Here is a 15527-nt window from a genome sequence, read left to right on the forward strand (position 1 = left end):
TTTAATCCTTGGTTACGCGGTTGACTTCTTCAAGGCTGGTGATGCCTTGCATCGCTTTTGACAAGCCCGAAGTGCGCAGATCATTGAAACCGTCTTTGCGCATCTGTCTGGATATCTCAAGCGAGTTCCCTTCTTCCATGATAATGCGTTCCAGCTCTGCTGTTTTTTTGACCACTTCGTAAATACCTACCCGGCCTCTATAGCCGCCGTTGCAATGTTCGCAGCCCACGGGGCCAAAGATTTTGAACGTTCCGATTTTTGATTCCGGGAAGCCTTCCTGAATCAACGTCTCCCGCGGAATATCGATTTCTTTCTTGCAGTGGCTGCAAAGTTTGCGTGCAAGTCGTTGCGCGATAATCAGGTTGATCGCTGTAGCAATGTTGAATGCAGCGACGCCCATGTGATGTAAACGCGTCAGGGTTTCTGCTGCGCTGTTGGTGTGCAGCGTTGAAAGCACCATATGGCCTGTCTGTGATGCCTTGATGGCGATCTCGGCAGTTTCCAAATCACGTATCTCGCCGACCATGATCACGTCGGGATCTTGACGCAAGAAGGCGCGCAATGCCTGAGAAAAGTCGAGTCCTTGGCGTGGGTTGACGTTGACCTGATTGATGCCTTCAAGGTTGATCTCTACCGGGTCTTCAGCGGTGGAAATGTTGATGTCCACAGTATTGAGGATATTCAGCCCGGTATACAGGGAAACAGTCTTGCCAGAACCCGTAGGGCCGGTCACAAGAATCATGCCTTGTGGCTGCTTTAGCGCCTCCAGATACAGTGCCTTTTGCTCTGGTTCATAGCCCAGAGCGTCAATGCCCATCTGCGCACTGGTCGGATCAAGAATACGCATCACGATCTTCTCGCCCCATAGCGTGGGCAAGGTGTTCATACGGAAATCGATGGCCTTTGTTTTGGACACCCTTAACTTGACCCGGCCATCCTGCGGTTTACGTCGCTCGGAAATATCGAGGCTGGCCATGACTTTCAAGCGGGCAGCAATACGGTTTGCCAGATGAATCGGCGGCCTGGCGACTTCGTGCAGAATGCCGTCGGTACGCAAGCGCACACGAAAGATCTTTTCATAGGGCTCGAAGTGCAGGTCAGATGATCCTAGCCTGATAGCATCCAACAGCATTTTGTTGACGAAGCGCACCACCGGGGCGTCGTCAGCATCATTCTGTGCAGCAAGGGAGGTTTCCTTGCCATCAGCGGGTTCGATATCCAGACCCAGATCGACATCTTCCAGGTTGCCCAGCCCGCTGTCATTGTCAAAAAAACGGTCTATCGCAGTGGTCAGCTTGTCGTCTTCGACCAGAATCGCTTCAGTGTTCAGGCCGGTGCTGAACTGAATATCGGTCACCGCCTGATGGTTAGTCGGGTCCGAAATACCGATAAACAGCTTGTTACCTCTTCGCCATAGTGGAAGGGCATGGTGCTGTCGAATAAGCTTTTCACTCACCAGCCCCTTAGGCTGGCTTTCCTTGTCCAGGCTGGCCAGATCCATAAAAGGGACACCAAACTGATCCGAAGCCATCTCTGCGAGCGTCAGGCTTTTGACCAGCTTGTTCTGAACCAGATAGCTCACCAACGAAATTTTGTCGCGGCGCGCTTGTTGATACGCTTGCTGCGCAACGGTTTCGGTAAGCAGCTCGGCAAGGACCAATTGTTTGGCCAAGCCAGTGAGTACAGCATCAGTCATAAAACCACCAGACACAGACAGTGTGAGGGTTATAGCGCAGTCGGGCTGTGCTGCCAAATAGCAGAGGGGCATGTGACGAAAATTGTCAGTTTCTGCTGGTTTCAGAGCTTTCAATGCCACTGAATATGTAGTGTGGGCGACGTTATCGGCGAGAAAGAAGTTTTGGCACGACCTATGCTTGCACGCTCCCAAGGCACCACCTAATTGACGCCTCGGAGAAGTAGATATGAACGTACAAAAAGGTTTTACGCTGATTGAACTGATGATCGTTGTTGCTATTGTTGGTATTTTGGCTGCGGTGGCTATTCCGCAGTACAACTCCTATACCCTCAAAGCTAAGTATTCTGAGGTTGTATCGATGGCAAATGCTTACCAAACCGCAGTTGCATCTTGTGTGCAAGAAACAGGTAAAAAGGAAGGTTGTGATCTAAATAAGAATAGTATTCCAGATACACAGGCTACTACACACGTTGCTAGTGTTGCAGTTAAAGATGGTACTATTACTGTTACACCTACTGCGACAACTATCGCCGCTGCTACTTATGTCGTTACTCCTGTTATAGGTGCTGGCGCGGTGACGTGGACTCAGTCCGGTGGCTGCCTTACTTCGACTCCAATTCTTTGCAAATAGTCAGTTGTGGTAAGGTTGTGGTCAATGGTTTTTGAATGTTGGCTCTTCTTTACATGCTTTTTGTGAAGTGTCTGGATAAGTTTTGTCAGGGTTTTTTTTAAAATTGCAGTTGGGAGTCTGGTCAGTGATGGCCAGACTCCTTTTTTGGAAAAAGACTGGCTTTGGTGTGACGTATGAGTAAATGATTGGTTCCCATGCTTATCTTGTTCTCGGTATTTTACAGTTTAATGATGTCCTCGGTTTATTTACATGCTCACTCCCCTTCAATCTAAGCTGAATTCGTTTTCCACAACCACTTCACGCTCCGGCAGCAAATTCAACCTAACTCAGGAATTCCTAACAAAGCCGAATGCGACAACATTGCCAGCACAGTCCGAGCCACCGCGCTATCCCGCTGAACCGCACCGGCAGCACCTTTATCGAATGAAACTCTTCGAACCCTCATGGCTCTAGATCAGTCGCCTCCTCGGCGTGGGGCTTTACACCGCGTCGGAAGCCTCTTCATACACAGGCATTCCTGCAAAAGACATTCGCAGATGGATGTTTGGCTATAGCGCAGCAGGGGTCGACCATCCTGGCCTCTGGACTCCTGAGGTCGCATTTCTGGACGACAAGCTGCTCGGCTTCCATGACCTACTGGAAATTCGTTTTGTTCATGCATTTCGCCAGCATGGCGTCAGCTTGCAAGCGATACGCAGCGCTTCGTTACAAGCCAGGAAGATGTTTGGTCAGCTCTACCCGTTTACTTGCAGACGCTTTCAAACTGACGGAAGAGATATTTTCGCGACCGTTCTGAATGAAACGGGGGATGAGGCGCTCATGGATCTGTTAAAGCGGCAGTATGCGTTCAAGCAAGTCATCACTCCCTCGCTTTACGAGGGCATTGATTACTCAAGCGAAGACTCGGCAAAGCGCTGGTATCCGGTAAAGCGAAGCAAGGCAGTGGTTCTGGACCCAGCCCGAAACTTTGGCAAGCCTGTACTTTCTTCGATAGGAATTGATACAGCAGCTATCTATCATGCCTATCTGGCTGAAGGGCAAGACGCCAAGCGTGTGTCATTGCTTTATGAGATTCCGTCTGCTGCAGTGGAAGCTGCTGTCGCTTTCGAGCACAGGATTGCTGCTTGAATTTTTTGATCGATAATAATCTGCCTCCTGCTATCGCCAGAGCGCTCAACGAGCTGACCCATTACGAAGGTCATTCAGTGGTGCCGCTGCGTGAAAGATTTCCGGCTAACGCCCCTGATATTGAATGGATGACCCACCTCAAAAAAGAAGGCGGGTGGGCGGTTGTATCTCAGGATAAGTTCTCCAAGGGAGACACTGAGCGTCGGGCATTCCGGGAGTGTGGTATGCCCATTTTCTGCCTCGCCAAACAGTGGGGGCAAATGACCTACTGGAACAAAGCAGAAAACCTGGTCAGGTGGTGGCCTTCAATTACCGAGCAAGCATTATTGATTGAAGGCGGAGCCGCGTTTCGTGTGCCGTGGAGGTTCTCTGCGGCGGGCAAGCTTCAGCAGCTCAAAATATAGCCCGATCACAGATCGGGCTAGTCTCGACATCTAATGCAAAAAGCTACCGAGGCGTCCCATCAACCCGCGGCTGTCTACGAATCCTCCTTCTAACCCCAACAACCACCATCACCACCAGCAACCCCACCACCACAAAAAACACAGTATTGAAAACCGGAAACGGCTGATCACGACTCGTCACGGCCTCGATCTCGGTCACGTTGGGGAACATCGAGAGGATCGTTATCCGCCAGCCGTAATAGCGAATCAGCGCCAGTTGCTGGGCATCACGCGAATAGCCTTGGGCTTTGGCCTGGATGTCGGCGGAGTCGAATTTGAAGTACCACGGGAAGCTCCAGGCGGTGTCTTCGTTGCGGTAGACCACGACTTTCTTGGTGTCCGGGTCTTCGGTGTTGATGAAGTACACGTCGCGGGTTGGGCCGTCTGCCGGGTTTTCGGCGTTGACCACGCCGTCGGCGTCCATTCTTTTGACTTCCACGCCTGTGATCATCACGACATCATGGCGCGGCAGGACGTAATAGAGGCTTAATGCGCCGATCCCCAGTGCAACGAATACCACAAGCCAAATCGACCTTTTAAGCCACTTCATACCAGCGTCCTCTGTTTAAAATTGCGTGACTTTGCCCTAATCCGAACATTTCGAAGCAAAACAGTTATTACAAAATTCGACAAGGCCGTTTGAGGCGGCGCAGTCATCCGGAGATTGACATGATTTGGTTCCTTGAAGGGCAGGCCAGCCAGCGCGACGTCATTATTGGCGCGCGCGATGCCCTGCCTGCGTCGGTGCGCATTATCGCCTCTCATCGTCAGCAGCGCTCTGAAATTACCGGGCAGGCCGATGTGGCGCTGCAGGAGCCACTCGACAACGAAGAACGGATCGACTGGGTGCTGGAAAACGCTCGTGCAATGGGTGTCAGCGTCATCATTGCCGGTCGGGTGGGCGGCGTGTATGAAGCGCAGCGCTCGCGTTTTGTTGCTGAAGGGTTGGACCTTGTCACGGGCGGAACGTCCCTGCAGACCTTCATGAATGTCGATGACAAGAGCCGCTTCACGGCAGCGGCCGAGGCGGCGGGGCTGGCTTGCATTCCGGCGCTCACGGCTCGTAATGCCGAGGAGCTGCAGGCGGCGTATGAGGCGTTGTCGATTGCTGGCGAAGTCTGCGTCAAGCCGGTGGTCGGGATCTACGGGCAGGGCTTCTGGCGCTTCAAGGCCGACGTCGATGGATTTCGCTGTTTCGCCAACCCCGATGCGCGCGAGACCACCTTTAAAGCGTACCTTGACGCCTATCGCCAGTCCGAGGACCTTCCGGCAATGCTGCTGATGCCGTACATGCCGGGCAGTGAGGTCTCGGTGGATATGGTGTGCGAGGGCGGCAAGGCAGTTGCCTTCGTCGGACGACGCAAGCTGGGTCTGAACCAGACCTTCGAGCGGGACAGCGAAGCCGTGCAACTGGCGGTGCGCGCGGCCGAGCATTTTGCCTGTGACGGGTTGATCAATGTGCAGACCCGTGACGACGCTGATGGCAAGCCGCGCTTGCTGGAGATCAACCCGCGTTACTCGGGCGGGATCGGTTATACGCGGGAAACCGGGGTCAACCTTCCGGGGATTTTCGCAACACGGCGTCTTGGATTGAAAGAACCGGAAACACATTGGCTTGAAGATATCCGCGTCAAGCCCATCACAGTCGCTGTACGGGCTGCGGTTTGATCGTGATAATAGATTTTTGCTATCACTAATCGCTCTTATCACGGAGGATCGGGCATGAAGCTTCTGGCGCCAGGTGCAAACACTGCTTTAGCAAACGCTCACTGCACCTGGAACCTGGAGAGCGGCACATCTTCGGTTTTCGGTGAATACGCGGCGGTCGCCTTGTTGGCGGTCAACGAGAAACGCCAGTCGATGGGCGAGCCTGCGCTGCTGCATCAGGAGCAGAGCTGGATGGAGTGGAGCGGCGGCCCTCAGGATGTAGGTTGTACGCTCAGGCTCGACAGGCTTCCGGCGGGCAGCGATCGAGTGCTGCTGATGGTCTATGTATATGCCGCGATGGGGCCGGTGCGCGACTTCGCCAGCCTGCACCTCAAGGTAGATTCCGATATCGAGCATCGCCTGGACCTGCGTGACAATGGCGAAGCGGCGATCATCATCGGCGAGTTCTACAAGCGTAACGATCAGTGGAAGTTTCGGGCGCTGAGTGAAGGCTCTGCGTACGGGCTGTCAGCGTTCGGGCGCAAGATCGGCCTGGAAGTGGATGATCGCCATCCGCGCCGCCCGTCCGGTGGGTCGGGCGGCTCGGCGGGTGGTCCTCGGCATGATTCCGCAACCGGCACGGCATTTGTGGTCGGGCCGGCACATGTCATGACTTGTGCGCATGTCATCGAAGACATGGGCGTGTTTTACATTTCTTCGCTGCAGGGCCGCTACAAGGCTGAGCCCGTGGTGATCGACCGCCGCAACGACATTGCCTTGTTGAGGGTGCAAGGCGCGCCGCTGTTGTCTCCGGTTACATTCCGGGACGGGCAGGGCTGTGAGCCGGGTGATACGGTGGCGGTGCTGGGTTATCCGCTGGCGTCGATTTCCGGTGGTGGCTTGCAAGTGACGCAAGGCGGAATCTCCGGCCTGTTCGGTCTGCATAACGACGCCAGCCTGTTCCAGTTTACGGCGCCCATTCAGCCGGGCTCCAGCGGCAGTCCGTTGTTCGACAACGGCGGCGCGGTCATCGGGATGGTCACGTCCACAGTCCCCGACGGGCAAAACATGAATTTTGCGGTGAAATCCGCACTGCTTCTGTCCTTTCTGCAGGCCTGCCGCATCGATGCGCCGCATGCCCGCCCGGAAAGGTCTTACACCACCACAGAAATCTCACGCACCGCACAGTCATCGTTATGGCTCCTTGAAGCCTCTCGCCAATGAAGTCGGTGTTGCCGCCCGCGTGGCTGGCGTCTGGGGCTGCGGCCCCGTTACTCAGGAATTTATCGATGGACAGCAGCGTAGCTATTTTCACCCCTACAAGGCTTCGTGCTGATCTGCTTCGTGGTCGTCTCGATGTGAGCGTCAGCGCGTCCAGCATTGCCCCGGATTCGTTGTTCGGTTTTGCTGAACGACGCAACCCGAAGCGCGCGTTTCTGTTCGTGTCGCGTGTTTTGGGGCGTCACATACCGGCGCGTCCGAGCGTGATGCTCAAAAGCTTTCAGGACCTTGCCCACAAGATCCCGGCAGACCTGCCAGGTCCGGTGCTGGTGATCGGCATGGCGGAAACAGCTGTCGGTCTTGGTGCTGGCGTACATCGCGCATACAGCGAGACGCGCTCCGATGCGTTGTATCTGGTCAGCACGCGCCATCCGACCGGCACCGAGCTTTTTGCCCGTTTCGAGGAAGAGCACAGCCATGCCAGCGCGCATCTGATTCACCTGCCAACCGACCCGGCAATGCGCGAAATGATGCTCACTGCGCGTTCGTTGGTGCTGGTCGATGACGAGGCTTCCACGGGCAAAACTTTCATCAATCTTCACCAGTCGCTGGTCGAAGCGGGGTTGAGCAAGATCGAGCGGGTGGTTACCTGTGTGCTCACCGACTGGTCGGCAGGCGCGGTCAGCACGTCGATGGGGGCCTTGGCCGAGCAGGTTTCACTGTTGCAGGGCTCTTATTCTTTTGATGAGGACATCAGCGCACCATTGCCCGACATGCCGGAAGTCGGCACCGTCGCTATGGGCGACTGGCCTCTGGTGACTGCCAATGACTGGGGACGAATGGGCGTGCTGTCGGTCGCCGATACGCTGGCGCCGGGGCTTACCGTCAGCAAGTGTGAGCGTGTGCTGGTGGTCGGTACCAGCGAGTTCGTCTGGCGTCCGTTTCTGCTTGCCGAGCGCCTGGAAAAGGCCGGGGCAGATGTGCATTTCAGCTCAACCAGCCGTTCACCGATCGCACTGGGCCATGCCATTGATCACGCGCTGTCGTTCTCCGACAACTACGGTCTGGGCATCCCCAACTTTCTTTACAACGTGCGACCGGGTCAGTTTGACCGGGTGCTGCTCTGCACCGAAACGCCGAGGCAGGCCGTGCCTGCCGAGCTGATCGAGGCGCTGAACGCCGAGGTGATCTGCGATGAGTAACGACCGCCCGCTGATCTTCGTCGATCTGGACGACACACTGTTCCAGACCGCCCGCAAAACACCGGCTGACATCGAGAAGCATGTCGCAACGCTGGATGTCAGCGGTAACGCCAATGGCTACATGACCAATGTGCAGAAATCGTTCGCCCACTGGTTGCTTGCCCACTCCGATGTGGTGCCGGTGACTGCGCGCAGTGTCGAGGCGTATAGCCGGGTGAAATTGCCGTTCGCCGCCGGCGCTATCTGTTCGCACGGTGGTGTCATGCTCGACGTCATGGGACGACTGGATCACGACTGGAACGAGCAGATGAAACAGACCTTGGCGGCCTATCAGTCGCGCCTGCATGAGCTGTCTGCCACGACGCTGGCGATTGGGCAGGAACTGGGGTTTTCACTGCGCGGGTGGGTGGTCGAAGAGGCGCAGCTGTTCCATTACGTTGTCACCAAGCACAACGAGAGCGATGACAGCATCCTCGTGAAAGTGCTCGCCGAAGTGCAGGCCCGAGGCTTGCTCGATGGCATGCACATCCATGGCAACGGCAACAATCTGGCATTTCTGCCCGAGGGCCTGGCCAAGCGTTACGCCGTTCAGGAATGGCTGCGCCGCGACCGGGCGGTCAACGGCGAACGCCCGGTGCTGGGTTTTGGCGACAGCATTACCGATCTGGGTTTCATGGACGAGTGCGACTGGTGGGCGACGCCTGCTCGCAGCCAGCTGGCGAAAATGTTTGTCGGAGCCGCACATGAGTGATCCCGTTCACGGGCTTGATACCGTCGGCAGCGGCAGTTACCAGCGCGATGACGTGCATTTTCTGTTGCGCAGCGTCGAGATGCAGACCACCAGTGTCGAGGAGAAAGAGCGCCTCATTCAGACACGGCAAAAGCACTATTCGGAAATGATCAGCGAAGAATCCGCCCCTGGCGCCGCTCATCAGTCTCTGTATGAGCAGGCGCTCAGCCAGAACGGCGAACGCATGGCCGATGATGTTCAGGCGCTGGCGCAGGCTCTCGATCGGTACTGCAGCGGGCCTGAAATCATTCTGGTGTCATTCGTGCGCGCCGGGCTGCCGCTCGGGGTGCTGCTGCGTCGCGCGCTGATCGGGCTTGGCCGTGAAGCGCATCATTACGGCATCAGCATCGTGCGTGACCGTGGCATCGATAAAGTGGCGCTGGAAGCCATTGTCGAGGCCCACGGCGCGCAGAACATCGTGTTTGTTGACGGCTGGACCGGCAAAGGTGCGATCTCCGGCGAAATACGGCGCAGTCTGGCCGGAGACTCGCGTTTTCCAGAAGACCCGCGCCTGGTGGTATTGGCAGACCCTTGTGGCTGTGCCTGGCTGGCGGCGTCCGCAGAAGACTGGGTGATCCCGTCGGGCATCCTAGGCGCAACGGTGTCCGGGCTGGTGTCACGCTCCATCTGGCCGTCAGACGGCGGGCTGCACGGTTGTGTGGTCTATGGGCATTTGCAGGGCCATGACGTTACCCGTTCATTTATTGAACAGATCGAGAGCCTGCGTCGTCGAAAGGGTTCGACGCTGACGCTGACGCTGGCCCCCTGGACGCCGTCGCAACGTACCGGGCTCGGGGCTGCTGCATCACAGGTGATAGCCAGTCTGGCCGAACGCTTCGGGATCAGTAACCTCAATCGCGTCAAACCAGGCATCGCCGAAGCCACCCGCGCGGTCATGCGCCGGGTGCCGGACCACGTTCTGGTTCGCAACCTGGCAGACAGTGATGTGCAACTGCTGTTGCACCTGACCGGCAAAGCGGGAATTGCGGTCGAGGAAGTCGGTGATGTCTTGGGGCCTTACCGGGCAGTGACCATTATTCGGAGTCTCAGCTAATGGCCTTATTCTCGCCTTACGCGCTGGGGGCAACGCTGTACATGCCTGCTACCCGCGACGACATTATCGACGTGGTCTTCGGCGAAAAGATTCCCGAACTGCGCTCGCTGGTGGTCTGTCTCGAAGATGCGGTCGCGCTGATCGATGTCGAGACAGCGCTGCTCAACCTTCGCCAGGTGCTGACCCGCATCCAGGATCGTGGCGGCCGTCCTGCCAAGGGCCCGCTGCTGTTCGTTCGTCCCCGGGATGCTGCGATGGCGCGGGTTCTAAACGACTGGCCGCTGATGTCGCATGTCGATGGCTTCGTTGTCCCCAAGCTTTCGCTGAGCAGCCTGACAAGCTGGGAGCAGGCGGTGACCAACCCTGCGCTGGCATTGATGCCTACGCTGGAAACGCCGGAAGTATTCAACCCGACCGCGATGGTCGAGCTCGGTCAGGCGTTGAAAGCCTCCCTTTACGAGCGGATCATTGCCCTGCGCATCGGTGGCAATGACCTGATGGGCTGCCTGGGCTTGCGCCGCAACCCGGCCATGACGCTGTATTCAACGCCGATGGGGTATGTCATTCCGATGCTGGCTGGCGTGATGGGCGCGCAAGGCTTTGCCCTGACTGCGCCAGTGTTCGAGCAACTGGCCACCCCCGACATCCTGCAGCACGAACTGGCGCTGGATATCACACATGGGCTGGTCGGCAAGACAGCAATTCACCCCTCGCAGGTCAATATCATTCAGAATGCGCTACGCGTCAGTCTGGAGGACATGAACTCCGCCCGGATGATTTTGAACTCTGTGGCCCCTGCAGTGTTCAAGTACAACGATGCTATGTGTGAACCGGCTACCCATTACAAATGGGCAACCCACATCATGGAGCGCGCCAAATGGCATGGAGTGTTACCCGCACCCGCTTCGATCATGGATGCCAGCATTCGACTCGCTGAGGCAGTTAGCTAGATGATAGAACCTGACCTTCAAACGCTAGAACCGGATATTGAACCTGTAGGCCCCGATCTTGAAATCGAAGTGGAGCAACGCCTGCTGGCGGTGTTCGATTTCGACGGGACTATTACCCGGCATGACAGCTTTGTCCCCTTTCTGAAATTCGCTTTCGGCCAGCGTGCCTTTTCCGTGCGCATGGCCCGACTGGTACTGCCGAGCATTGGCTACCTGGCCAAGCGCCTGACTCGTGACGAACTCAAGGGCCGTCTGATCAAGGCATTCCTGAGTGGTGTTGAAGTGCAATGGCTGCAGCAAAAGGCTGAAGCCTTCTGCCAGTCGCACTGGAAACGCCTGATGCGTCCGGCTGCGCTGGAGTCCATTGCGGCTGAAATCGAGAAGGGCGCCATTGTCACGCTATGTTCAGCATCGCCTGCTATGGTCCTTCAACCTTTCGCTGATCGCTTGAAAGTCGAGCTGATCGGCACCAATCTGGAAGTCATCGACGGCAAATTGACCGGGTTGATCGAGGGCAGCAATTGCCGCTGTGACTCGAAAGTTGCTCGCCTGGAAAGCGTTTATGGGCCGCTTACGCAGTTCCGGGTTCGTGCCTGGGGCGACACGCGAGGCGACCACGAACTGCTCGCTGCGGCTCAGGATGCGCACTGGCGGTTGTTCCATCCGACGTGGCGTCGAGGCCGTTACAAAGGCCCCATTAACGCCAAGTTACACAATCCTGATGGTAAAGACGGGCCAACACGGTGAGGCTGTAACACTTTTATCTGTATCCCGACGTCCACATGGAGCGAAAAATGGCACTCACTTTGGCAAAGAACCAGACGATCTCACTCGAGAAAACCGCTGGCACCGGCCTCAAGAAAGTCAGCATGGGCCTTGGATGGGACCCTGAGAAAGCCAGCGGTTTCTTCGGCAAGTTGCTCGGTGGTGGCGGCGGCGATATTGACCTGGACGCTTCCTGCATCATGCTCGACGCTGAGAAGAATCGCGTTGATCTGGTCTGGTTCCGTCAACTGCAGTCGCGTGACGGTGCCATTGTCCACTCGGGTGACAACCGTACCGGCGAAGGCGCTGGCGATGACGAGACCATCAACATCGATCTGGAAAAACTCCCGGCCACCGTCAGCTATCTGGTGTTCACCGTAAACTCGTTCACCGGTCAGAACTTCGAAAAAGTCGCCAATGCCTACTGCCGTATTGTCGACATGGGCAGCCGTAACGAGCTAGGTCGCTTTGATCTGCCCGAGAAAGGTCAGCACACCGGCGTGGTGATGTCTTATCTGTCGCGCACGCCGGCGGGTTGGGATTTCACGGCTGTGGGCAAGGTCACCAATGGTCGTACCGCTGAGGATCTGGTCGATCTGGCCATTGGAGCCATACGCGGATGACCCGACTTGTCCCGGGCGCCAACGCGCCAGTCGCTACCGGTCCATTGACGGTCGAGATCGTTTATTCTCCGCTGGCGGATGCAGACATCGATGTGTCTGCGTTTCTGCTCACTGGTTCCGGCAAGGTGCGCGGCGATCAGGACATGTGTTTCTACGGCCAGAAAAGTGTGAACGGCGGCGCTGTTCGGCAAACCGAAGCGTCAGCGGGTCGTGCCGTGTTCAGCCTTGACCCAAGTCGTCTGGACGCCGTCATCGAGAAGGTAGCCCTGACGGCGACCATCTATGAAAACAAGGCCAGCTTTGACAGCGTGTCGCAGCTGGCGTTGAGTATTACCGGCGGTATCGAGGCCGATATCCCTACCAGCGGCATGAAAGAAACCGCGCTGATTCTGGGCGAGTTTTATCTGCGCCAGGGTGTCTGGAAATTCCGCTGTGTGGGTCAGGGCTTTGCGGGCGGGCTTGAGCCTTTGGCGAAAAACTTTGGCGTTGAAGTCGCCGCGCCTCAAGATCAACCTGCACCTGCACCTGCACCTGCACCTGCACCTGCACCTGCACCTGCACCTGCACCTGTTCCAGCGCCTGCGGCCAAATCGACCGTCAGTCTGAGCAAGATCACCCTGGACAAGACCCGGGCGTCGATCAGTCTGGAAAAATCCAGCGCCGGTTTCGGCGAGATTCGCGTCAATCTGAACTGGAACCGCCGCAACGACAGCAAAGGCGGCGGCTTCTTCTCGATGAAGAAGAGCAATGCCATTGACCTTGATGTAGGCTGCCTCTTCGAATTGCAGGATGGTTCAAAAGGCGCTGTTCAGGCATTGGGCAACTCGTTCGGATCGCTCAATACCGAGCCTTTCATCAAATTGATGGGTGATGACCGTACCGGCTCGATCAGCGACGGTGAGTGGCTGCACATCAACGGCGCTCACTGGAGCAAGATTCGTAGAATTCTGTTGTACGCATTCATTTATGAAGGTGCGCCGAACTGGAAAGAGACAGACGGAGTTGTCACCATTCATGCGCCTGGCCAGCCCCCGATCGAGGTTCGTCTCAACGAAGAGGGTGGTCGTCAGGGCATGTGTGCAATCGCTTTGCTGGAAAACGACAACGGTGCTGTCAAAGTGACCCGCCGTGTCGACTTCCACAATGGCCACAGCAACATGGACAAGGCCTACGGCTGGGGCATGCGCTGGGCCGCTGGCTCGAAGTAAACAACACCGCAGAATTTCTGGGCTGGCTGTGCCGCCTCATGGGAGATAGACATGCTGGACTGGTTGAAAACAAACGCAACAGCGGCCCGCGACAAGCTGGCAACTGAAGTTTCGAAGTTCAAGAATCGTGAATTCATGGACGCTGTGGTTTCCGGTTGTGCGTTGGTATCTGCTGCAGACGGCGATATCAGCTCCAGTGAAAAACAGAAAATGGCCGGCTTCATTCAGAACTCTCAGGAACTGAAAGTCTTTGACATGAAAGACGTCATTCAGGGTTTTCAGGAAGCCTGCTCCAAGTTTGAATTCGATTATGAAATTGGCCGTGCCGAAGCGCTGAAAACCATCGGCAAGATCAAGAAGAAAGAAGACGCCTCCCGTCTGTTGGTGCGTGTCTGCTGTGCAATCGGTGGCGCAGATGGCAGCTTCGATGAGAAAGAGCGGGAAGTCTGCCGCACGATCTGCCGTGAGCTTGGCCTGAACCCGACCGATTTCGACCTGTAATTTTTACCCTAAGGAACGCAGTTAAATGGAAAGCACCTCTCTAGGCTTCCCTCCACTCACGATGGCGGTTTTCGTCGGTCTGGCCATTACGGCCATGGCTATCGACATGTTTTCCCACCGCGGGAACAAACCGATCACCCTCGCGCAAGCTTCGGCGTGGTCGATTTTCTGGGTCGCCATTTCGCTGGCTTTCGCCGGTTTCCTCTATGTGCAGCACGGCTCTGAAGTCGCCACGCTGTTCGTGACCGGTTATGCGCTGGAAAAAGTGCTGAGCGTCGACAACCTGTTCGTATTCATGGCTTTGTTCTCCTGGTTCAAGATCCCGGATGGCCTGCGCCACCGCGTACTGTACTGGGGCATCATCGGTGCCATCGTTTTCCGCGGCATCTTCGTCGCTATCGGCACTGGCCTGCTGGCTCTCGGGCCGTGGGTCGAAGTGGTGTTCGCGGTCATCGTGGCCTGGACAGCCGTCATGATGCTCAGAGCGGGTGATGACGACGACGAAGAAGTCGACTACTCGCAACACATGGCTTATCGCTTCGCCAAGAAACTGTTCCCGGTGTGGCCAAAGCTGCACGGCAGCAACTTCTTCGTCCGCCGTTCGGTGCTGGAAGAAGAAGTCAAAAAGCCTGAAAACTCTGGCATCACCCTGGCGGCCAAAGGCGCGCTGTTTGCGACCCCGTTGTTCCTGTGTCTGGTTGTGGCGGAGATATCCGATGTGCTGTTTGCGTTTGACTCCGTGCCTGCAATCATCGCAGTGAGCCGCGAGCCGCTGATCGTGTTCTCGGCGATGCTGTTCGCAATTCTCGGTCTGCGTACGCTGTACTTCGTGCTTGAAGCCCTCAAGCGCTACCTTGTGCATCTGGAGAAGGCGGTTATTGCCTTGCTGTTCTTCATCGCCGTCAAGCTGGGCCTGAACGCAACCAACCACTTGTTCCATCACGGTTACGAGATCAGTGCCAACGCCAGTCTGTTGGTTGTAGTTGTGGTGTTGATCATCGGTATCGTGGCTAGCCTGCTCTTCCCGGGTAAAGAAGAACCCGCTGAAGAAAAAGCGTAAACACTGGATAGAGGAGATAAACGCATCATGGCTTTGACTCTGCAAAAAGGTGGCAACCTTTCGCTGTCGAAAACCGACCCTACCCTGACCAATGTCCTCATCGGTCTGGGCTGGGATCCGCGAGCCACTGACGGCCAGGAGTTTGACCTGGACGCCAGCGCATTCCTGCTGGGCGCCAATGGCAAGGTCCGTAGTGAAGCTGACTTCATTTTCTACAACCAGCTCAAAAGCGCCGATGGCTCTGTAGAGCACACCGGCGACAACCGCACGGGTGCTGGCGATGGCGACGATGAAGTGCTCAAGGTCGATTTGACCCGAGTACCTGCTGATGTCGACAAGGTAGTGTTTGTCGTGACCATTCATGATGCCGACAGCCGCAAGCAGAACTTCGGTCAGGTGGGGGGCTCGTTCATCCGTGTCCTGAACGAAAAGTCCGGCTCCGAAGTTGTTCGTTATGACTTGGCAGAAGACGCGTCAACCGAAACTGCGATGGTGTTTGCCGAGCTGTATCGCAACGCTGGCGAGTGGAAGTTTCGCGCTGTAGGCCAGGGTTACGCCGGCGGCTTGAAGGCTGTCGCCAACTCTTTCGGCATGAATTTCTGATTCTC

17 protein-coding genes are annotated in these 15527 nt (G+C 56.4%); 15 read left to right on the forward strand and 2 right to left on the reverse strand.

The features are described from left to right. Nucleotide 1: 1 nt before the first annotated feature. A complete protein-coding gene (gene pilB, locus ALO43_RS26510; protein WP_005895655.1) occupies nucleotides 2–1696 on the reverse strand; it encodes a type IV-A pilus assembly ATPase PilB in 1695 nt (564 codons plus the stop codon). Nucleotides 1697–1922: 226 nt separating this feature from the next. Here pilB and ALO43_RS29730 point away from each other — a divergent pair, with 226 nt between their 5' ends. From ALO43_RS29730 to ALO43_RS26520, 3 genes are all read left to right on the forward strand, one after another. Further along, the gene (locus ALO43_RS29730; protein ID WP_083492268.1) at nucleotides 1923–2327 is read left to right on the forward strand and encodes a pilin; all 405 of its coding nucleotides are present in this window, start codon (nucleotides 1923–1925) and stop codon (nucleotides 2325–2327) included. A 471-nt stretch (nucleotides 2328–2798) separates the two neighbouring features. After that, nucleotides 2799–3455 (forward strand): MerR family transcriptional regulator, encoded by a 657-nt coding sequence (locus ALO43_RS26515; protein ID WP_328586987.1) that lies wholly within the window; start codon nucleotides 2799–2801, stop codon nucleotides 3453–3455. Next, the gene (locus tag ALO43_RS26520) at nucleotides 3452–3859 is read left to right on the forward strand and encodes a PIN-like domain-containing protein (protein ID WP_053481442.1); all 408 of its coding nucleotides are present in this window, start codon (nucleotides 3452–3454) and stop codon (nucleotides 3857–3859) included. The genes ALO43_RS26515 and ALO43_RS26520 overlap by 4 nt, the downstream gene beginning before the upstream one ends. Before the next feature lie 43 nt (nucleotides 3860–3902). Here the strand turns inward: ALO43_RS26520 and ALO43_RS26525 are convergent, their stop codons facing one another. Then, on the reverse strand, nucleotides 3903–4448 hold the full coding sequence (locus ALO43_RS26525; protein ID WP_054998406.1) for a DUF1523 family protein: 546 nt from the start codon (nucleotides 4446–4448) through the stop codon (nucleotides 3903–3905). Between the two features lie 119 nt (nucleotides 4449–4567). Between ALO43_RS26525 and ALO43_RS26530 the strand changes: the two genes are divergently transcribed. From ALO43_RS26530 to ALO43_RS26585, 12 genes are all read left to right on the forward strand, one after another. Next, complete coding sequence (locus ALO43_RS26530) at nucleotides 4568–5566, forward strand: ATP-grasp domain-containing protein (protein ID WP_054998407.1); 999 nt, start codon at nucleotides 4568–4570, stop codon at nucleotides 5564–5566. Between the two features lie 54 nt (nucleotides 5567–5620). Further along, complete coding sequence (locus ALO43_RS26535; protein WP_005895666.1) at nucleotides 5621–6769, forward strand: trypsin-like peptidase domain-containing protein; 1149 nt, start codon at nucleotides 5621–5623, stop codon at nucleotides 6767–6769. Nucleotides 6770–6834: 65 nt separating this feature from the next. Further along, nucleotides 6835–7968 carry a phosphoribosyltransferase domain-containing protein gene (locus tag ALO43_RS26540; RefSeq protein WP_054998408.1) on the forward strand — a complete coding sequence of 378 codons (1134 nt, stop codon included), beginning with the start codon at nucleotides 6835–6837 and terminating at the stop codon, nucleotides 7966–7968. After that, the gene (locus ALO43_RS26545) at nucleotides 7961–8719 is read left to right on the forward strand and encodes an HAD family hydrolase (protein WP_024669664.1); all 759 of its coding nucleotides are present in this window, start codon (nucleotides 7961–7963) and stop codon (nucleotides 8717–8719) included. Before ALO43_RS26540 ends, ALO43_RS26545 begins: the two co-directional genes overlap by 8 nt. Continuing rightward, on the forward strand, nucleotides 8712–9812 hold the full coding sequence (locus tag ALO43_RS26550) for a cysteine protease StiP family protein (RefSeq protein WP_005895672.1): 1101 nt from the start codon (nucleotides 8712–8714) through the stop codon (nucleotides 9810–9812). The genes ALO43_RS26545 and ALO43_RS26550 overlap by 8 nt, the downstream gene beginning before the upstream one ends. After that, the gene (locus ALO43_RS26555) at nucleotides 9812–10762 is read left to right on the forward strand and encodes an HpcH/HpaI aldolase/citrate lyase family protein (RefSeq protein WP_005895674.1); all 951 of its coding nucleotides are present in this window, start codon (nucleotides 9812–9814) and stop codon (nucleotides 10760–10762) included. The genes ALO43_RS26550 and ALO43_RS26555 overlap by 1 nt, the downstream gene beginning before the upstream one ends. Beyond that, nucleotides 10763–11509 carry an HAD family hydrolase gene (locus ALO43_RS26560; RefSeq protein WP_005895676.1) on the forward strand — a complete coding sequence of 249 codons (747 nt, stop codon included), beginning with the start codon at nucleotides 10763–10765 and terminating at the stop codon, nucleotides 11507–11509. 47 nt (nucleotides 11510–11556) lie between these two features. Next, nucleotides 11557–12150, forward strand: coding sequence for a TerD family protein (locus ALO43_RS26565; RefSeq protein ID WP_005895677.1), 594 nt, complete (start codon nucleotides 11557–11559; stop codon nucleotides 12148–12150). Beyond that, the gene (locus tag ALO43_RS26570; RefSeq protein ID WP_054998409.1) at nucleotides 12147–13358 is read left to right on the forward strand and encodes a TerD family protein; all 1212 of its coding nucleotides are present in this window, start codon (nucleotides 12147–12149) and stop codon (nucleotides 13356–13358) included. The genes ALO43_RS26565 and ALO43_RS26570 overlap by 4 nt, the downstream gene beginning before the upstream one ends. A 51-nt stretch (nucleotides 13359–13409) precedes the next feature. Next, nucleotides 13410–13859 carry a tellurite resistance TerB family protein gene (locus tag ALO43_RS26575; RefSeq protein ID WP_005895681.1) on the forward strand — a complete coding sequence of 150 codons (450 nt, stop codon included), beginning with the start codon at nucleotides 13410–13412 and terminating at the stop codon, nucleotides 13857–13859. Nucleotides 13860–13884: 25 nt separating this feature from the next. Next, on the forward strand, nucleotides 13885–14919 hold the full coding sequence (locus ALO43_RS26580) for a TerC/Alx family metal homeostasis membrane protein (protein ID WP_024669660.1): 1035 nt from the start codon (nucleotides 13885–13887) through the stop codon (nucleotides 14917–14919). Between the two features lie 27 nt (nucleotides 14920–14946). Beyond that, complete coding sequence (locus ALO43_RS26585; RefSeq protein WP_005895685.1) at nucleotides 14947–15522, forward strand: TerD family protein; 576 nt, start codon at nucleotides 14947–14949, stop codon at nucleotides 15520–15522. The last annotated feature ends 5 nt before the right edge of the window (nucleotides 15523–15527 follow it).

The organism is Pseudomonas tremae (genome assembly GCF_001401155.1).
Classification (GTDB): Bacteria; Pseudomonadota; Gammaproteobacteria; order Pseudomonadales; family Pseudomonadaceae; genus Aquipseudomonas; species Aquipseudomonas tremae.